This window comes from Sulfitobacter sp. (genome assembly GCF_041552635.1).
Lineage (GTDB): Bacteria > Pseudomonadota > Alphaproteobacteria > Rhodobacterales > Rhodobacteraceae > Sulfitobacter.
The window spans coordinates 1-18,165 of record NZ_JBFEKM010000015.1 but is presented as its reverse complement, the minus strand read 5'-3'; the positions used below and the strand labels follow the sequence as shown (position 1 = coordinate 18,165).

The following is an 18,165-nucleotide window of genomic DNA, read 5'->3' as shown; positions in this document are numbered from 1 at the left end:
CGGGAAACCGTGTCTGCCTAAGTGTTTTTTGTGGTGACAGTCTTAGAATTGCATGAAAGCGTAGGGCCTGAGAAAAAGGAAAGTACCTATGATAGATACCCCCGACCTATTGCGCAGTGAACACCCCGGCGGTGTCGTGTGCCTGACGCTGAACCACGCGCCGGTGAATGCGCTTTCTGCCACCGGTTTGATGCAGTTTGCGCAGGCGATCAAAGCGCTTGAGGCGGATCCATCAGTGCGTGCCATTGTGATCGCATCGCCGTTCAAAGTGTTTTCGGCCGGGCTGAACCTGAAAGAAGCGCAAGGGTTTGATCTGTCGGACCAGCACGCAATCGTGACCGGACTGAACGAGGGGTTTCTGGCCTTGTTCGCCTGCAAAAAGCCGGTCGTCGTAGCGGTGAACGGTGCCGCGATCGCGGGTGGGTTGTTTTACGTCTTGGCCAGCGATGTCCGTCTTGCCGCGCCCAAGGCCGCCTTTGGGCTGGCCGAGGTGCGTGTGGGGGCGGATTTCCCCATTGGCCCGCTCGAGATTGCGCGCGCAACCTTGTCGCCCAATGACCTGCGGCGTTTGATGTTGACCGGACAGCCGATGTCGGCAGAGGACGCGAAGATTTCGGGCATCGTAGACCGGATCGTGCCTGCCGAGGACCTGATGCAAGCCGCGTTGGACGAGGCCGCAAAGTTGGCGCAGATACCGCCTGCAACCTTTGCATCGGTCAAGGCGCAGATCCGCGGCGAAGTGATTGCCAAGATCAAAGCGGGCATCGCAGCGGGGGCGAACACGCCAGAGGGCGGTTGGTTCAACGACGAAACCGTGCCCGCCATGCGCGCAATGTTGGGCGGCTAGGACACCGGTTTGCGCATTGTGATGCTGGTGGGCCGGTCAAAACCGGCATGTGCGGTGCGTGCGTATTCGATAAAACCAAGGGCATGAAAGGTGGCGTGATTGTCCTCAAGCTCTACCCTTGTTTGCAATTCGAGCATCGGCAGGCGCAGGGCGCGGGCGCGCGCGTCTGCGTGATTGATCAGGTGGCGGGCAAGTCCGAGCCTTTGATGGGTCGGGGCCACGCAGACCTTGCCAAGATAAAGTCTGCCGGGTTTCGCGGTCAGGATCATGCACGCTAAAGGCGGCGCGCCAATGCACCAGATTTCGGCCTGTGCTGCGGTGTCCCGCAGGCTTGCCTCTGTGACCCGACCCAGTGAACTGGGCGGGGCAATTCGCCCCTCCATATAGCCGAAACAGTCGTGCATGAGCACCAAAAGCGCCGAGAGCGCGGGATCGTCGGGGCCAAGTTGATAGGGTGTCAGGTCCATGTCACGTCCCCCAAGAATATATAGCCCGCCCCGTAGATGGTTTTGATCAATTGCGGGTTTTTGGGGTCTTCGCGCAGTTTGGTGCGCAGCCGCGATATCCGCACATCCATGGCGCGGTCAAAGCTTTCTGACGCGACGCCGCCAAGGCTGGTTTGCATTTGTGCGCGGCTGATCAGGCGTTTAGGGGCGTCCAGAAACAGGCGCAAGACTTCGCCTTCGGCATGGGAAAACGGGGTTTCCACGCCTGTGTCATCCTCGAGCGTGTAGCGGTCGAAATGTGCTTTCCATCCGTTGAAGGTCGCGACGTTGCCCGATTGGGACGCGGGTTTGGTGCTGCGCAGCCGGGCACGGATGCGCGCGACGACTTCGGCGGGATCGAACGGTTTGATAATGTAATCATCGGCCCCCAGTTCCAGCCCAGTCACGCGGTCCTGAACCTGTGCGCGGCCCGAGATGATGATGACAATTGCACCTTGCTCTAGCGCCAGACGGTGCACCAGCGTCAGTCCGTCGGTGTCGGGCAGCGATAAATCCACAAGGCAGACATCAGGGGTGTGGGTGGCCAATGCGGCCTCGAATGCGCGCGCGCGGCCAAAACTGAGCGTGTCGAACCCGGCTTCTTCCAGCACTTCGGCCAGCAAGGTCCGGATTTCGGGTTCGTCGTCCAGAATTGTAACAAGGGGGCGTGTCATTGTGCAGCGATCTCTTTGGGGGTGATCAGCGCAGTCAAATCGTCTGTGCCAAAGGGTTTGCGCAGCACCGGCGCGCGTTTCTGCGCGTCAAGGAACAGCGGATCATCGGTGGGCAGCGATGTCATCAGCACCAAAGGTGGGGCATCGGGGCCAAGACGTTTGGCCAGATCAAGGCCGGTCGCCTCGCCCACCAACTGGATATCGGACAAGACCAGTGCGATGTCGGGCAGGTTTGCCAGCAGGGCAGTTGCCTCGTCTGCGCTGGCGGCTTCTATCACGGAATGGCCCAGACCCATCAGCATGTCACGCACCAGCGCGCGCAGATCATCGGCGTCTTCGACCAACAGCACCAGCCCTGTGGTCGCGGCAACAGCAGCCCGGTAGGGCAAGCGCATGGTCACCTGCGCGCCGCTGTTTGTGTTGTCCAGCCGCAGATCGCCGCCTGCGGATTTCACCATGTCATAGACCATCGCCAGACCTAGGCCCGACCCTTCGGCCCCTTTGGTGGTAAAAAACGGCGTAAAGCCGTTTTCAAGCGCCGACGGCGAAAAGCCCGGTCCGCTGTCGCGCAGATTAAATTCAATCCAGGTGTCATGCACCAGCTGCACCGAGAGCGTGATAAGCCCCGACGTGCCGCAGGCGTCACGCGCGTTTAGGATCAGGTTCAGCAGCCCGTCTTGCACCAAACCGCTGTCCAGCAGGACGGGGCGGTCCGGCATGTGGTTTTCGATGCGAAATTCAACAGCTTCGGGCAGGGTGGGCCGCGCCATCACGCTTAGATCAGCGAGCATGGTACCAATATCGGTCGCCATCGGGCGCAAGGTCCGCGCGCCGGTCATATCGGCGATGGTGCTCAGCAATGCGCCGCCACGCCGCGCGGCTGCCAAGGTGCCTTCGACCAAAGGGTGCGCGGCTGCGGGCAAGGCATCCAGCCGCCCCAAACGGGATTGCATGCCAAGGATGATCGTCAGCAAATTCGAGAAATCATGGGCCAGCCCCGAGATCACCTGAGCCGCAGATTCACGCCGTCTGGTTTGTTGCAGGGCCGTGCGGTTTTGTGTTTCTTCGGTCACGTCCATCGATAGAATATAGACGCCGCCATTGGTGTCGGGGGTAAACGCACCCCGGATGCGGCGGGCGCTGGCCTCGTCAGTGAACTCTACAATAGAGGGCTTGCCGGCATAGGCCTTGTCCAGCGACGGTTTGATACTGTCATGGGCCTGCGCCCCCAACACATCGCGAATTTGACGCCCGATCAAATCAGCGGGCCGTCCGGGCATAACGGTGTTCAGCTGCCGGTTGGAATAGCTGTAGTACCCGGCGGAATCTACATGGGCGATATGGGCTGGCATCATTTCGGTCGTCAGGCGGGTGCGGGCCTCTGAATGGATCAACTGGCGCTTGGTCTCTTCCAGCGCTGCGTTCATCGCGGCCAGTTCGCGGTTGGTGGCGGATAATTCTTCGGCATGGGCGATGACCTGCCCCGACAGCGCATCTGACCGCGCGCGCAACAACGCTTCTTGCTGTTTGGTGCGGGTGATGTCGGTATAAACCGTCACCCAGCCCCCCTGCGGCAGCGGCGACCCTTCGACCGAGATCGTGCGCCCGTTGGCGCGGGTGCGCTCCATATAATGTGGTGCAAAGGCGCGGGCCTGCTCGACGCGTTCCGCCACAAACGCATCGACATCCGCGACGTCGCCATATTCGCCTGTTTGCGCCAGATGGGTGATCGTTTCCTGAAAGGTTGCACCGGGCATCACAAGGGCGCGTGGCAGGTCAAACATCTGTTGGAAGGGCGCATTGCACAGCACCAACTTCAGCTCTGCGTCATAAATAGTGAGCGCTTGGGCAATCAGGTTCAGCCCAGCCGCCGTCATCGCGTTGGTTTGCGTGTCGTTCAGCTGCATGTTTACCCCCTTCACTCGCCCTCACCGGCTATCACCTTAGGGGTACTGGCGCAAAGGCTGTTGCACTAAATCTGCCCTGTAACAATTCGAAAGGATTGAGAAATCATTAAGAAAAAGTTGACGATCAACATTCGATGAACATCATGGTGCACATCAGAATCGCACCAGCGATCGACCTGCCATTAAAGAGCAGGCATTGGGAGGAAGATATTTGGCTTACAAGCTTGTAAGTGCCGACGGACCGCAGTCCGTACCGGCGCTGTTGCACCGTAATGCGAAGCAATTCGCGAACGCGCCGGCGTATCGCGAGAAAGAATACGGCATCTGGCAAAGCTGGACATGGTCCCAGACGCGTGACGAAGTCGAAGCATTAGCCCTTGGCCTGCTTGAACTTGGCGCAAACGAGGGTGATTTTATCGCCATTGTCGGGCGCAACCGTCCCTATCTATACTGGGCGATGATGGCCGCCGAGATGGTCGGCGCTGTGCCGGTGCCCCTGTACCAAGACGCCAACGCCGAAGAAATGGCCTATGTGCTGGATCACTGCGGCGCGCGGTTTGTCGTGGCCGGTGATCAGGAACAGGTCGACAAGGTGCTTGATGTTCAAGACCAGCTGACCCAGTTCGAACGCATCATCTATCTTGATCCGCGCGGACTGCGTAAATACGACCACGCCGCTTTGGACCAGTATAGTGCAGTCCAAGAAATGGGCCGTAAAAACCGCGACAAGCACATCAAAGAACTGGAAGCGCGTCAGGCCAAGCTGAATTACGACAGCACTGGGGTGATGCTCTATACGTCCGGCACCACTGGCAAGCCTAAGGGCGTCGTGCTGAGCAACCGCAACATCATCGAGACAGCCAAGTCGTCGTCCGAGTTCGACCATCTGCGTCAGAGCGATGATATTCTGGCCTACCTGCCGATGGCTTGGGTCGGGGATTTCATATTCTCGGTGGGTCAGGCGCTTTGGACTGGGTTTTGTACGAACTGTCCTGAATCCGCTGACACGATGCATGTCGATCTGCGTGAAATTGGACCGACCTATTATTTCGCACCGCCCCGGGTTTTTGAAACCCAGTTGACCAGCGTCATGATCCGCATGGAAGACGCCAGCCGGATGAAAAAGTGGTTGTTCGACCGCTTTATGAAAGTTGCGCGCAAGGTTGGCCCTGACATTCTGGATGGCAAACCCGTGGGTCTTATGGACCGGCTTAAATACGGTCTGGGCGAGCTGATGATCTACGGTCCGTTGAAAAACACACTTGGCCTAAGCCGCGTGCGCGTTGGCTATACGGCGGGCGAGGCGATCGGGCCTGAAATCTTTGATTTCTACCGCAGTCTCGGGATCAACCTGAAGCAGCTGTACGGCCAGACCGAAGCAACCGTGTTCATCACCGCACAGCCAGATGGCGAAGTGCGCAGTGACACGGTTGGCGTGACTTGCCCCGGCGTAGAGCTGAAGATCGCCGACAATGGCGAGGTGTTTTACCGGTCTCCCGGTGTTTTCGTTGAATACTACAAAAACCCCGAAAGCACGGCTGATACCAAGGATGCCGAAGGCTGGGTTGCCACCGGCGACGCGGGATTTATCGAAGAAAGCACAGGACATCTGCGCATCATCGACCGTGCCAAGGACGTTGGCAAAATGGCCGACGGCAGCCTGTTCGCGCCGAAATATGTTGAGAACAAGCTGAAGTTTTTCCCGAATGTTCTTGAGGCTGTGGTGTTTGGCAATGGCCGCACCGAATGTACCGCATTTATCAACATTGACCTCACGGCAGTTGGTAACTGGGCAGAGCGGAACAACATTGGCTATGCGTCCTATCAGGAATTGGCACGGCATCCGCAGGTGATGGACCAGATCCAAAGCCATGTGGAAGAGGTCAACGCATCAATCGCCGAAGACGAGATGCTTTCGGGCTGTCAGGTGCACCGCTTTGTTGTGCTGCACAAAGAACTGGACGCCGATGACGGCGAATTGACCCGCACCCGCAAAGTGCGCCGCAAGGTGATTGGTGAAAAGTTCGAAGACATCATCAACGCGCTGTATGACGGATCATCATCGGTCAGCACGGTTACAGAGGTGACCTATGAGGACGGGCGCAAGGGGTCGATCTCGGCCACGCTGGAAGTGCGCGATGCGAAGGTTTTCGCAGATAATCGCAAGAAGGCTGCGGCATGAGCATTATGAGCGGAGTGTTCGGGCGCATCGGGCGCGCAGTGGATTTTAAGACCATTTGGAATGAGGGTGTCGCATGAAGGATCAGGCGGACGGATACATCACGGCGGATGGTCGTCAGATCGGGCCGGTCGTGATGGAGATGAAAAACATCACCCTGCGGTTTGGTGGCGTGGAAGCGATCAAGGATATCTCTTTTGATATTCGCGAGGGCGAAATTCGCGCGATCATCGGGCCGAATGGTGCGGGCAAATCGTCGATGCTGAACGTGATCAGCGGGTTTTACGTGCCCCAAGAAGGAGAAGTTTGGTACAAAGGTGCGCGTCGCGCCCCGATGAAGCCGTTTCAGGTGGCCGAACAGGGCATCGCGCGGACTTTCCAGAACATCGCTTTGTTTGAAGGCATGTCAGTTTTGGACAACGTCATGACCGGTCGTTTGACCCATATGAAGACCGGCCTTTTTGCGCAGTCGTTCTGGAAGGGCAAGGCCGAGGCGGAAGAGACTGCGAACCGCGAGGTTGCCGAGAGAATCATCGATTTCCTTGAGATTCAGGCCATTCGCAAAACGCCGGTTTCACGCCTGTCCTATGGCTTGAAAAAACGGGTCGAACTGGCTCGCGCTTTGGCTGCCGAGCCGTCGATCTTGCTGCTGGATGAACCGATGGCGGGCATGAACGTCGAGGAAAAAGAGGACATGAGCCGCTTTATTCTGGATGTGAACGACGAATTCGGCACCACGATCGCCCTGATCGAACATGACATGGGCGTCGTGATGGACCTGAGCGACCGCGTGGTCGTGATGGATTACGGTAAAAAGATCGGCGACGGCACACCCCATGAGGTGCGCAATAACCAAGACGTGATCGACGCCTATCTGGGGGTCGCACATGATGACTGATTTTGACCTAAATTTTGCGAACTGGAGGGTCTGAGATGCCTGAGCAACTGGCCTTTGCCCTAGAGGTAACCGCGAACGGTCTGATGGCGGGGGTGCTTTATGCGCTTGTCGCCTTGGGATTTGTTCTGATCTACAAAGCGTCCGGCATTTTCAACTATGCCCAAGGGGTTATGGCGCTTTTCGCTGCGCTGACCTTGGCAGGGATCATGGACGGGCAGGTACCGTTTAGCCATTTGATCAACGCTGTTTTCGGCACCGATGTGCATCACTTTGGCTGGAACGTTCCCGCGTTTCTGGCAATTCTGCTGACGATGGTCGTAATGATCGCGCTTGCTTATGCGGTGCAGCGGTTGGTGTTCCGCCATCTGGTGGGGCAAGAGCCGATCATCCTGTTCATGGCGACGATCGGTCTGGCCTATTTCCTTGAAGGTGTCGGCGATCTGATGTGGGGATCCGACATCAAGTCGATGGATGTCGGGCTGCCGCAGGGCATCAACATGTGGATCGACGAAACCACGTTCGGTGCCTTTGGATACGGTTTCTTTATCGACAACCTTGATATCGTAGCGAGTGTTATCGCGGCATTGCTGGTCATCGGTTTGGTGATGTTTGCACAATACACCAAGCAGGGGCGCGCTATGCGGGCTGTGGCGGATGACCATCAGGCGGCGTTGTCGGTCGGTGTGTCGTTGAACTTTATCTGGATTTTGGTGTGGTCGCTGGCCGGGTTTGTCGCCCTCGTGGCGGGCATCATGTGGGGCACGAAATCGGGCGTGCAGTTCTCGCTGTCGCTGATCGCGTTGAAAGCGCTGCCGGTGTTGATGTTGGGCGGGTTTACGTCGATCCCCGGTGCGATTGTGGGCGGTTTGATCATCGGCGTGGGTGAGAAACTGTTCGAATTCCTGATTGGTGCGCCTTTCCTTGGCGGTGCGACTGAAAACTGGTTTGCCTATATGTTGGCGCTTATTTTCTTGGTGTTCCGTCCGCAGGGCTTGTTTGGGGAGAAGATCATTGAACGCGTGTAGTCTATTTCGATGTCGGATCGGGGCCCTGCCAATGTGTATTGATCGCGCCCCGGGATTTAAAACCATTTGGAATGAGGGGCGCGTCTGATGCTTTATCGTGAATCAGGGGATTTCAGCTCCACCTATGCAGAAGACAGCCAGACGTTTCCGATCAAGTTTGACCGGTACCGCTATTACTTTGTGCTGTTCCTCGCCATTGCCGTGATCCCGTTTATGATCAACGACTATTGGGTAAACTCGCTTTTCCTGCCGTTCCTGATCTATGCCATTGCGGCGATCGGGTTGAACATTCTGGTGGGGTATTGCGGGCAGGTCAGCCTGGGTACCGGTGGTTTCATGGCTGTAGGTGCTTATGCCTGCTACAAGCTGATGACCAGTTTTCCAGATGTCAGTATGCTGGTGCATGTCTTGCTTTCGGGGCTTGTGACAGCGGCGGTTGGCGTGCTGTTCGGTCTGCCATCCCTGCGGATCAAGGGGTTCTATCTGGCGGTGGCGACATTGGCCGCGCAGTTCTTTCTTGTGTGGCTGTTCAACAGGGTGCCGTGGTTTTACAACTATTCGGCTTCTGGCCAGATCAGCGCACCCGAGCGTACGTTCTTTGGCATCAACATCACCGGTGCCAATACCCAAGCTTGGGCGACCTATCTGTTCTGTCTGATGTTTGTGATCTTTAGAGCCTATGTTGCGCGCAACCTGACCCGCGGGTCGGTGGGCCGCAAATGGATGGCAATCCGCGACATGGACATCGCGGCCGAAATCATCGGCGTGAACCCCTTGCGGGCCAAGCTGACGGCCTTTGCAGTATCGTCGTTCTTTATCGGTATCTCAGGCGCGTTGTTCTTCGCGATCTATCTGGGAGCGGTCGAGGTTGGCGAAGTCTTTGGCATCCAGAAATCATTCCTTGTGCTGTTCATGATCATCATCGGCGGTCTTGGGTCCATCTTTGGCAGCTTTGCCGGGGCCGCGTTTCTGGTGCTGCTGCCTGTGGTGCTTAAGATCGTTGGCGTGGACTGGCTGGGCTGGCCCACGGATATCGTGGCGCATTTGCAGCTTGTGATCGTCGGGGGGCTGATTATCGTGTTCCTGATCGCAGAACCGCACGGCCTTGCCCAATTGTGGCGCGTGGCCAAGGAAAAACTGAGATTGTGGCCCTTCCCGCACTAGGGAACGGCACATGGCGAGGGAGGAGACCCACGCCGAAGAAGACGACCGGGCAAACCCGGCACTATCGGACATATCCAGGGAGGAAACACCGATGAACATGAAACTGAAACTGACCGCAGCGGCGCTTGGCGTTACGCTGGCCGCTGGCCCCGCAATGGCAGAGCTTGTCTTTCCATCGCTAAGCTACCGCACCGGCCCCTATGCGGCGAACGGCATTCCGTTTGCTGATGGCTATGCGGATTACTTCACGTTGCTGAATGAACGCGACGGTGGCATCGGTGGCGAACCGATCCGCATGATTGAATGCGAAACCGGCTATAACACCGAAAAAGGTGTGGAATGCTATGAAAGCACCAAGGGCGAAGGCGCGCTGGTCTATCAACCGCTTTCCACAGGCATTACATATCAGTTGATTCCCAAAGCGACGGCTGACGGCATTCCTGTACACTCGATGGGCTATGGCCGGACATCTGCCAAAGACGGCACTGTGTTCAAAAACATCTTTAACTACCCTGCGAACTACTGGGATGGCGCATCGGTCGCGATCAAGCACCTGTTGGACATCAACGGTGGCAGCCTTGAGGGTAAAAAAATCGCGCTGGTCTATCACAACTCTGCTTACGGCAAAGAGCCGATCCGCACGCTGGAAGAGCTGAGCAAAAAGCACGGTTTTGAACTGTCCTTGCTGCCCATCGACCACCCCGGTCAGGAGCAGAAATCGCAGTGGCTGCAGATCCGCCGCGAAAAGCCTGACAACGTCATCATGTACGGTTGGGGTGTTATGAACCAGGTTGCCGTTCAGGAAGCGGCGAACATCCGTTACCCGATGGATCAGTTCATCGGCATCTGGTGGTCCGGTTCTGAAAACGACGTGCGTCCTGCGGGCGAAGCGGCTAACGGCTACAAGGCTCTGACGTTCCACAACGTTGGCGATGACTTCCCAGTGTTTGCAGACATCCAGAAGTTTGTTGTTGATTCGGGCAAAGCTGCCGGCGCAGGCGACCAGATCGGTACGGCTTTGTACAACCGTGGTCTTTATGCCGCGATGCTGGCGGCCGAAGCTGCGAAAACAGCGCAAGGTATCCACAACACAAAGGCCCTGACACCTGCACAAATGCGTGACGGTATGGAAGCGCTCGAGATCACAGAGGCCAAAATGGCCGGTCTTGGTCTGCCAAACTTTGGTCCAGAGTTCACTGTGTCGTGTGAAAATCACGGTGGCAGCGGCCTTGTTGCCGTATCCCAGTGGGACGCAGCCGCCGACAGCTGGAGCTTGATCACGGACTATGTCCAGTCTGACCAAGACGTCCTGACACCGCTGATCGCCGAAGATGCAGCCGCATTCGCAGCTGAATCCGGTATCACACCTGGCTGCTAAGCGGACCTTTTGACTTGGGATGCGGCGGCAAGATCGCCGCATCCCGACAACCGCCACCTATGAAAGAGACACCCATGCTGGACGCCACCCCAACGCCCGACGCGCAGGTCGAGACCCTTCTTGAGGTCAACAATATCGAAGTGATCTATAACTCGGTCATTCTTGTGCTCAAGGGCGTGAGCCTGAAGGTGCCCAAGGGAGGTATCACAGCCCTGCTGGGCGGTAATGGCGCGGGCAAGACGACAACCCTCAAGGCGATTTCGAACCTGCTGCATTCCGAGCGTGGCGAAGTGACCAAAGGGTCGATTAAATACCGCAACGAGCCGGTGCATAAATCCGACCCCGCGGAAATGGTTAAACGCGGTGTCGTGCAGGTCATGGAAGGCCGGCATTGTTTTGAACACCTCACCATCGAAGAAAACCTGCTGACCGGTGCCTATACCCGCAGCGATGGCAAGGCCGCAATCGCGCGCGACCTTGAGATGGTGTATGAATATTTCCCCCGTCTGCGCGAACGGCGCAAATCGCAAGCGGGCTATACCTCGGGTGGTGAACAGCAAATGTGCGCGATTGGTCGCGCCCTGATGTCACGCCCTGAAACGATCCTGCTGGATGAGCCGTCTATGGGCCTGGCCCCGCAGTTGGTTGAACAGATCTTCGAGATCGTGAAATCGGTGAACGAGAAAGAAGGCGTGACCTTCTTGCTGGCCGAACAGAACACCAACGTGGCGCTGCGGTTTGCGCATTACGGATACATCCTTGAATCCGGTCGCGTGGTGATGGACGGCCCCGCCGCCGATCTGCGCGAAAATCAGGACGTCAAGGAATTCTACCTCGGCATGTCCGACGAGGGCCGCAAATCCTTCCGCGATGTGCGCAGCTACCGCCGCCGCAAGCGCTGGCTTAGCTAAACAAACCCTTGCCGCCGATCCTGAACTTTACATGAATTGCGAGTAAGCAACATGGCACCGATGTCCCATTTCGATGATCTAGAAACCCGCAGCCCAGAGGCGCGCGCCGCCGATCTGGCGCAGACCTTGCCCACCCAGATCGCCCGCGCCAAGGCGTTGCCGGGCTATGCAGGGGCATTGGACGGGATTGACCCTGCGACCATCACCAGTGCCGACGCCCTTGCCGCATTGCCGGTGCTGCGCAAATCCGAACTGGGCAAGGCACAGGGGACTTCAGCGCCCTTCGGCGGCTTTACGACCAAACCTGCCCACGCCTTTACGCATATCTTCCAATCGCCCGGCCCGATTTACGAACCTTCCTCCAACGCACCTGACTGGTGGCGCATGGGTCGGTTCCTGCACGCGGTGGGCATCGGGTCAGGGGATATCGTGCAGAACTGCTTCGGCTACCATCTGACCCCTGCCGGCATGATCTTTGAATCCGGTGCGCAGGCTGTCGGGGCCGCCGTGTTGCCCGCAGGAACGGGCCAAACCGAACTTCAGGTCATCGCTGCGCGCGACGTCGGCACGACCGCCTATGCCGGTACGCCTGACTACCTCAAGATTATCCTCGAAAAAGCCGACGAAATGGGCGTGACTCTTGGCATCACCAAGGCCGCTGTCGGTGGTGGCGCTCTGTTCCCGTCCTTGCGCGACTACTACACTGGTCGCGGCATCACCTGTCTGCAAAGCTATGCCACCGCTGATCTGGGCAACATCGCCTACGAGAGCCCCGCGATGGAAGGCATGATCGTCGACGAAGACGTCATCGTCGAAATCGTCACCCCCGGCACCGGCAATCCGGTCCCGGCTGGCGAAGTTGGCGAAGTCATCGTGACCACGCTGAACCCTGACTATCCGCTGATCCGTTTCGCCACAGGCGACCTAAGCGCCATTCTGCCCGGCACATCGCCCTGCGGCCGCACCAACATGCGCATCAAAGGCTGGATGGGCCGCGCCGATCAAACCACCAAGATCAAAGGCATGTTCGTGCGCCCGGAACAGGTCGCCGCTCTCGTCGATCATCACCCCGAAATCAACAAGGCCCGCGTCGTCGCCAGCCGCGCAGGCGAACAAGATGTGATGACAGTTCATATCGAAACAACCGGCGGCGACGCCGATGCCTACGCGCAAACCGTGGTCGATGTGCTCAAGCTCAAAGGTACGATCGTGATCGCCGACCCGGGCACACTTCCCAAAGATGGCCTCGTGATCGAAGACCAGCGCAGCTACGACTAATCCCCCTGTTCTCTGGCTCTTAAATATCCTCGCCGAAGGCGGCGCGACGTCGCACCATGTGCAGCGATAATTTTGCATCCCCCGCTGGTATTTCCGACTAAAATAGTCGAAACCAATTTTATGACCACGCGCCAGAAAAATTCACCTCATGCCGCCGTCAAAGCCCCCCGCGACGGGTTGCGCGCTTTGGCAGCAATTGCGATTGCAATTGCTGCGGCCTGTGCCTTGTCGATGCTGGCCGTCTTGCTGGCTGCCCTTATGGGGGGCACGGATACCGTACGCCACCTGATCGACACCGTACTGCTGGGCTATGCCGGCACGACCCTGTTGCTGGTTGTCATCGTGGCTTTGGGGACGTTTGCATTGGGTGTCGGGGCCGCATGGCTTGTTACTATGACCCGCTTTCCGGGGGCCAAGATTCTTGAAATCGCGCTTGTTCTGCCGCTGGCCTTTCCGGCCTATGTGCTGGCGTATGCCTACACCCATGTGCTTGATCATCCGGGCATCGTGCAGACTTCCCTGCGCAATGCGACCGGCTGGGGCCCGCGCGACTATTGGTTTCCTGAAATCAGATCGCTGGGCGGTGCCGCCCTGATGCTGATCTTGGTGTTGTATCCTTATGTTTACCTTCTGGCCCGTGCGGCTTTCTTGCAGCAATCGGCCACGACATTCCTTGCTGCGCGTGCCTTGGGCAGCAGCGCATGGGTGGCGTTCTACAAGGTTAGCCTGCCGCTTGCGCGCCCCGCCATTGCAGGGGGCGTACTGCTCGCCGTGATGGAGACGATCGCGGATTTTGGCACCGTCGCCTATTTCGGTGTCCAGACCTTTGCGACGGGCATCTATACCAGCTGGTTTTCCCTGTTTGACCGCGCGGGTGCCGCACAGCTCGCGCTGTGCCTGCTCAGTTTTGCACTGCTGTTGGCGATGCTTGAGCGTATCCAGCGCGGCAAGGCGAAATACCACGACCCGTCGCGCCGCGCGGTGTCGATGCCGCCGGCGCAATTGACAGGCTGGCGTGCGGCAGCAGCGCTTGTTGCTTGTGGCCTGCCTGTGCTGCTTGGTGCCGTGCTGCCTGTCGTGATCCTGTTTTCGATGGGCATTGGCTCTGAACAAGACCTTCTCAGCCCGCGCTACCTTGGTTTTATCCGCAACTCTGCCACGCTGGCGGGCATTGCAGCAGTCGTTACCGTCACAGCGGCAGTTTGCGTCGGGTTCTTTCAGCGGCTGCGGCCCGGCAAGCTGTCGAATGGGGCGGCCTATGTCGCACGGCTGGGCTATGCGGTGCCGGGCGGCGTGATCGCTGTGGGCCTGCTGGTGCCGTTCGCGGCCTTTGACAATGCGCTGGATGCGTGGATGCGCAGTACCTTCAATATCTCTACCGGCTTGTTGGTAACGGGGTCGATCTGGCTGCTGGTTGCAGCCTATATGGTACGCTTTCTGGCCGCGGCCCTAGGGGCGTATGAGGGCGGTCAGGCGATGGTGCATGCGAATATGGATTCGGCGGCGCGGTCCTTGGGGGAAACCCCGGTTGGCACCCTGCGACGGGTGCATTTGCCCATTCTGTCCCCCAGCCTGCTGACGGCGTTGTTGATCGTCTTCGTCGATGTGATGAAGGAACTGCCCGCGACGTTGATCATGCGTCCTTTCAACTATGACACGCTGGCAGTGCAGGCCTACCGGCTGGCCAGCGACGAAAGACTGGATGGGGCCGCCGTGCCATCGCTGGTGATTGTCGCGCTGGGGTTGCTGCCCGTCATCCTGATCTGCCGACAGGTCGGGCGGCAGCGCTAGGGCTACCGCCGTCTTGCATCAACCCCGAAGATGTTCGTCGAAATGGGCCAGCGTGCGTTCCCATGCAAGTTCGGCTGCTTCGGCATCATAGCGCGGGGTCGTATCGTTGTGAAAACCGTGGTTCACATCGGGATAGAAATGCACGCTGAATTCTTTTTGATTGGCACGCAGCGCGTCTGAATAGGCATCCCAGCCTGCATTGACCCGTTCGTCCAGCCCTGCATAGTGGATCATCAGCGGGGCTTGGATCGCGGGGACGTCTGCGGCATCCGGTTGGCGGCCATAAAATGGCACCGAGGCCGCCAGATCGGGATAGGCCACCGCCAAGGCATTGCACACGCCGCCGCCATAGCAAAACCCGACTGCGCCGACTTTGCCGATGGTATCATCATGATCGCGCAGAAATTCGAATGCGGCAAAGAAATCGGCCATCAGCTTGGCCCCGTCCATGGATTTCTGCATTTCGCGCCCCTCCTCGTCTGTGCCGGGATAGCCACCCAACGGCGTCAGACCATCGGGACCAAGGGCAATGTATCCCGCCTTGGCGCAGCGGCGTACCACGTCTTCGATATAGGGATTCAGGCCACGGTTTTCGTGGACAACCAGCACGGCGGGCAGGGGGCCGGTCGCACCCGCTGGCTTGGCCATCAGGCCCTTGATGGTGCCGTGGCCTTCGGGACTGTTGTATTCAATGACAGCCGTTTCGATGTCAGGATCATCAGGGGCGACCTGTTCGGCCAGCGCATAATTCGGCTGAAGCTGTTCCAACAACATTGCACCGGTCACGCCGACGGCAGCGTATTTGGTCGCTTGGCGAAGAAAGTCGCGTTTCGAGATCGCGCCATGCACATAGCCGTCGAAAATCTCGAGCAGACGCGGGTCGAAATCGCGGGCGGTCTTGCGGGGGCCTTGGGTCATCTGGACGCTCCTATCCGGGGGGCTGTTTTGGCTGTCCAGAAAAGAATAGACCGCATCGAAGCGATTTCGATACGGTCTTGTTGTCACTTATCCGTTAGGGACGGCGGGGTTTATTTCCAGCCAACCACGTCAAAGATTTTTTGCGCTGTGGGGATGTTTTGCGCCACGTCCGACAGGTTGACTTCGTCTGCCTTGAACTCACCCAGTTTCGCAACCGACTCGGCCAAAGCGACGCCTTTGACTGCGGGGAATTCGTCATTCCCGCTTGAGAAATAGACCTGAGCGCTGTCAGAGGACAGGTATTCAAGGAATTTCACGGCATTTTCACGGTTGGGCGCGTTGGCAGCGACACCCGCACCGGACAGGTTCATATGCGCGCCGTTCCCGTCCTGATCAGGAAAGATCCAGCCAATCTTGTCAATCTCGGTACTGACACCGTCAACATCGGTACGCAGCGCACGGGCAAAGTAATAAGAGTTGGAAACCGCAATTTCGCATTCGCCCGACACAAGGCCGCGCAGCTGGTCGGTATCGCCACCTTGGGGTGAGCGGGCCATGTTGCCGACAACGCCTTGGGCCCATTCGGTCGCTTTTTCTTCACCGTGATGCGTGACGATCGCGGCCAGCAGGGTCTGGTTATACTCGTTCGACGAGGACCGGATGCAGACCTTGCCCTTCAAGGCAGGGTCTGCCAGATCAAGATAGGTCACCGGGGGGCTATCAACGGTATCCTTGGCGTAAAAAATGATCCGCGCACGCTGGGAAAAGCCAAACCAGTCGTTTTCGTTGTCTTGCAGGTTTGCGGGAATGCGTTCCTCAAGGATATCGCTGTCTACGGATTGCAGCAGACCCATGTTCTTGGCCCGGCTCAGGCGGCTTGTGTCCACAGTGATCAAAACATCGGCGGGCGAATTTGCGCCTTCCGCCTGCATACGGGCAAGCAATTCATCGGCTTTGCCTTCGATCCGGTTGATGGTGATTCCGGTTTGCTCGGTAAAGTCGGAATACAGTTTTTCATCCGTGTCATAGTGGCGCGAAGAATAAATGTTCAGCTCGCCTTCGGCGAAAGCTGGCAGGGCGACTGAGGCCAAAAGCACGGCGGCGAGAGCGGATTTAGTCAGGGTCATATAGATGTCCATGTGTTTTTTAAAACTTACTGATTTAGTAAGAAACAGATTCGGGTCCGGCTTTCAAGCTATTCTTGACTAAAACACTTTGATAAGCGTTTTGCCGCTTTTCGGGCGGCAAAACGCATTCTTTTGGTTTCAGGAGCCGATCTTGTCTTGGGTCTTGGTGTCGAAATCGCTGGCGTCATGACGTTCATGCAGCTGCATTTCAGGCTCACCGAAGGGGCGGTTCACCATGCGGCCGCGCGTGACAGCCGGGCGCGCGTCGATCGTTTCTGCCCACCGCACCACGTTCTTATAAGACGCCACATCCAGGAATTCGGCGGCTTCGTACAAACGCCCCAGAACCAACTGGCCATACCATGCCCAAATCGCCATATCTGCGATTGAATAGTCGCCGGCCATGTATTCGTTGTCGGCAAGGTGACGATCCAGAACGTCAAGCTGGCGCTTGGTTTCCATGGCAAAGCGGTCGATGCAGTATTTGATTTTGACCGGCGCATAGGCATAGAAATGCCCGAAGCCGCCGCCAAGATAAGGCGCGCTGCCCATCTGCCAGAACAGCCACGACATGCATTCGGCCTTTTGCGCAGGGTCAGTGGGGATGAAAGCCCCGAATTTTTCCGCCAGATACAACATCATCGACCCGGATTCGAACAACCGCTGCGGTTTGTCAGCAGAATGATCCATCATCGCAGGAATTTTGGAATTGGGGTTCACGTCAACAAAGCCCGACCCGAATTGATCGCCTTCACCGATGTTGATCAGCCACGCGTCATATTCCGCGCCCTCATGACCCGCGGCCAATAGTTCCTCAAGCAAAACGGTGACTTTGACGCCGTTTGGTGTGGCCAACGAATAAAGCTGGATCGGGTGCTTGCCCACGGGCAGTTCTTTTTCCGAGGTCGGGCCCGCGATGGGGCGGTTGATATTGGCGAATTTACCACCGTTGCCGGGCTCCCATGTCCAGACGGCGGGGGGCGTGTAGTCGGGCAGGTCGGTCATGGAAGTCCCTTTCGGTTCAGTCATTAATTTCTGATGCAGAACCTAGGGTGTGTGGGAAGGAGCGCAAGGGTGGATGATGAGGATGCACTGTGCCGACCCCCCGATCACGTGCTTTGATCAATCCCCATCTGCGACCCCGGCTGCGCGCAGTTTGGCGCGGCGGGTGCGAAAGCTCGGCAGAACGATCAAGATGCCCGCGATGATCAGCGAAGCCAGCGTCATCGGGCATTCCCAGATCAATGAGATGCCATCATAAAGCTGCATGGAGCGTGCAAAGTTGTTTTCGAGCATGCCGCCCAGAATGAAGTCGATCAGCAACGGTGCCAACGGTTAGTCCGCAAATTTTTGCGCGGTAGCACATACCCCGAAGACAACGAGGATCAAACGTTCTGTCGCGCTGTTTAGCTAATATAAGCCCCGTTAGGGTAAAGAATAAAATGAACGGTATTAGATGGTTACGCGGGATCAGCGGCACCTTGGCGATATAGGGTGTCAGCGGCAGGTTCAGGATCAACAACACCAGATTGCCGGTGAACATCGACATGGTGACAGACCAGAAAATCTGCGGCTCGTCGATC

The 18,165-nt window shown here is 57.7% G+C and carries 15 protein-coding genes and 1 pseudogene; 9 read left to right on the top strand and 7 right to left on the bottom strand.

The window, feature by feature from the left end; genetic code table 11:
- The first annotated feature begins 88 nt into the window (after window positions 1–88).
- On the top strand, window positions 89–847 hold the full coding sequence (locus ABYT07_RS03010; RefSeq protein WP_372989354.1) for an enoyl-CoA hydratase/isomerase family protein: 759 nt from the start codon (window positions 89–91) through the stop codon (window positions 845–847).
- Here the strand turns inward: ABYT07_RS03010 and ABYT07_RS03005 are convergent.
- From ABYT07_RS03005 to ABYT07_RS02995, 3 genes are read right to left on the bottom strand one after another with little or no spacing between them, the layout of a single operon-like run.
- On the bottom strand, window positions 844–1,314 hold the full coding sequence (locus tag ABYT07_RS03005) for a GNAT family N-acetyltransferase (RefSeq protein ID WP_372989353.1): 471 nt from the start codon (window positions 1,312–1,314) through the stop codon (window positions 844–846). The genes ABYT07_RS03010 and ABYT07_RS03005 overlap by 4 nt on opposite strands.
- Window positions 1,305–2,006, bottom strand: a complete 702-nt coding sequence (locus tag ABYT07_RS03000) for a response regulator transcription factor (RefSeq protein WP_372989352.1) — start codon at window positions 2,004–2,006, stop codon at window positions 1,305–1,307. The genes ABYT07_RS03005 and ABYT07_RS03000 overlap by 10 nt, the downstream gene beginning before the upstream one ends.
- Window positions 2,003–3,913: a PAS-domain containing protein gene (locus tag ABYT07_RS02995; protein WP_372989350.1), complete on the bottom strand. Its 1,911-nt coding sequence runs from the start codon at window positions 3,911–3,913 to the stop codon at window positions 2,003–2,005. The genes ABYT07_RS03000 and ABYT07_RS02995 overlap by 4 nt, the downstream gene beginning before the upstream one ends.
- A gap of 211 nt (window positions 3,914–4,124) precedes the next feature.
- Between ABYT07_RS02995 and ABYT07_RS02990 the strand changes: the two genes are divergently transcribed.
- The 8 genes from ABYT07_RS02990 to ABYT07_RS02955 all read left to right on the top strand — a co-directional run bounded on the left by ABYT07_RS02990 (window position 4,125) and on the right by ABYT07_RS02955 (window position 14,537).
- Window positions 4,125–6,095: an AMP-binding protein gene (locus ABYT07_RS02990; protein WP_372989348.1), complete on the top strand. Its 1,971-nt coding sequence runs from the start codon at window positions 4,125–4,127 to the stop codon at window positions 6,093–6,095.
- 73 nt (window positions 6,096–6,168) lie between these two features.
- Window positions 6,169–6,990 carry an ABC transporter ATP-binding protein gene (locus tag ABYT07_RS02985; RefSeq protein ID WP_372989346.1) on the top strand — a complete coding sequence of 274 codons (822 nt, stop codon included), beginning with the start codon at window positions 6,169–6,171 and terminating at the stop codon, window positions 6,988–6,990.
- A 35-nt stretch (window positions 6,991–7,025) separates the two neighbouring features.
- Window positions 7,026–8,015 (top strand): branched-chain amino acid ABC transporter permease, encoded by a 990-nt coding sequence (locus ABYT07_RS02980; RefSeq protein WP_372989344.1) that lies wholly within the window; start codon window positions 7,026–7,028, stop codon window positions 8,013–8,015.
- 87 nt (window positions 8,016–8,102) lie between these two features.
- Window positions 8,103–9,179: a branched-chain amino acid ABC transporter permease gene (locus tag ABYT07_RS02975; protein ID WP_372989343.1), complete on the top strand. Its 1,077-nt coding sequence runs from the start codon at window positions 8,103–8,105 to the stop codon at window positions 9,177–9,179.
- A 97-nt stretch (window positions 9,180–9,276) separates the two neighbouring features.
- A complete protein-coding gene (locus ABYT07_RS02970) occupies window positions 9,277–10,557 on the top strand; it encodes an ABC transporter substrate-binding protein (RefSeq protein ID WP_372989379.1) in 1,281 nt (426 codons plus the stop codon).
- 74 nt (window positions 10,558–10,631) lie between these two features.
- Entirely contained in the window at window positions 10,632–11,468 is an 837-nt protein-coding gene (locus ABYT07_RS02965) for an ABC transporter ATP-binding protein (RefSeq protein ID WP_372989342.1), read from the top strand.
- Between the two features lie 60 nt (window positions 11,469–11,528).
- On the top strand, window positions 11,529–12,746 hold the full coding sequence (locus ABYT07_RS02960) for a phenylacetate--CoA ligase family protein (protein WP_372989340.1): 1,218 nt from the start codon (window positions 11,529–11,531) through the stop codon (window positions 12,744–12,746).
- Window positions 12,747–12,866: 120 nt separating this feature from the next.
- A complete protein-coding gene (locus tag ABYT07_RS02955) occupies window positions 12,867–14,537 on the top strand; it encodes an ABC transporter permease (RefSeq protein ID WP_372989338.1) in 1,671 nt (556 codons plus the stop codon).
- An 18-nt stretch (window positions 14,538–14,555) separates the two neighbouring features.
- On the opposite strand, the gene yghX is transcribed toward ABYT07_RS02955, so the two are convergent.
- The 4 genes and pseudogenes from yghX to ABYT07_RS02935 form a co-directional block, all read right to left on the bottom strand.
- A complete protein-coding gene (yghX, locus tag ABYT07_RS02950; RefSeq protein ID WP_372989337.1) occupies window positions 14,556–15,455 on the bottom strand; it encodes a YghX family hydrolase in 900 nt (299 codons plus the stop codon).
- A 110-nt stretch (window positions 15,456–15,565) separates the two neighbouring features.
- A complete protein-coding gene (locus tag ABYT07_RS02945; protein ID WP_372989336.1) occupies window positions 15,566–16,582 on the bottom strand; it encodes a Fe(3+) ABC transporter substrate-binding protein in 1,017 nt (338 codons plus the stop codon).
- 138 nt (window positions 16,583–16,720) lie between these two features.
- Window positions 16,721–17,587 (bottom strand): glutathione-dependent disulfide-bond oxidoreductase, encoded by an 867-nt coding sequence (gene yghU / locus ABYT07_RS02940; RefSeq protein ID WP_372989335.1) that lies wholly within the window; start codon window positions 17,585–17,587, stop codon window positions 16,721–16,723.
- Window positions 17,588–17,704: 117 nt separating this feature from the next.
- Window positions 17,705–18,165: pseudogene (locus ABYT07_RS02935) on the bottom strand (tripartite tricarboxylate transporter permease); the annotation flags it as partial.

What these genes read in the sequence shown, in the direction of transcription:
- ABYT07_RS03010 (WP_372989354.1), top strand. Translation starts at nt 89, where the DNA reads ATGATAGATACCCCCGACCTATTGCGCAGTGAACACCCCGGCGGTGTC.
- ABYT07_RS03005 (WP_372989353.1), bottom strand. Translation starts at nt 1,314, where the DNA reads ATGGACCTGACACCCTATCAACTTGGCCCCGACGATCCCGCGCTCTCG.
- ABYT07_RS03000 (WP_372989352.1), bottom strand. Translation starts at nt 2,006, where the DNA reads ATGACACGCCCCCTTGTTACAATTCTGGACGACGAACCCGAAATCCGG.
- ABYT07_RS02995 (WP_372989350.1), bottom strand. Translation starts at nt 3,913, where the DNA reads ATGCAGCTGAACGACACGCAAACCAACGCGATGACGGCGGCTGGGCTG.
- ABYT07_RS02985 (WP_372989346.1), top strand. Translation starts at nt 6,169, where the DNA reads ATGAAGGATCAGGCGGACGGATACATCACGGCGGATGGTCGTCAGATC.
- ABYT07_RS02980 (WP_372989344.1), top strand. Translation starts at nt 7,026, where the DNA reads ATGCCTGAGCAACTGGCCTTTGCCCTAGAGGTAACCGCGAACGGTCTG.
- ABYT07_RS02975 (WP_372989343.1), top strand. Translation starts at nt 8,103, where the DNA reads ATGCTTTATCGTGAATCAGGGGATTTCAGCTCCACCTATGCAGAAGAC.
- ABYT07_RS02970 (WP_372989379.1), top strand. Translation starts at nt 9,277, where the DNA reads ATGAAACTGAAACTGACCGCAGCGGCGCTTGGCGTTACGCTGGCCGCT.
- ABYT07_RS02965 (WP_372989342.1), top strand. Translation starts at nt 10,632, where the DNA reads ATGCTGGACGCCACCCCAACGCCCGACGCGCAGGTCGAGACCCTTCTT.
- ABYT07_RS02960 (WP_372989340.1), top strand. Translation starts at nt 11,529, where the DNA reads ATGTCCCATTTCGATGATCTAGAAACCCGCAGCCCAGAGGCGCGCGCC.
- ABYT07_RS02955 (WP_372989338.1), top strand. Translation starts at nt 12,867, where the DNA reads ATGACCACGCGCCAGAAAAATTCACCTCATGCCGCCGTCAAAGCCCCC.
- yghX (WP_372989337.1), bottom strand. Translation starts at nt 15,455, where the DNA reads ATGACCCAAGGCCCCCGCAAGACCGCCCGCGATTTCGACCCGCGTCTG.
- ABYT07_RS02945 (WP_372989336.1), bottom strand. Translation starts at nt 16,582, where the DNA reads ATGACCCTGACTAAATCCGCTCTCGCCGCCGTGCTTTTGGCCTCAGTC.
- yghU (WP_372989335.1), bottom strand. Translation starts at nt 17,587, where the DNA reads ATGACCGACCTGCCCGACTACACGCCCCCCGCCGTCTGGACATGGGAG.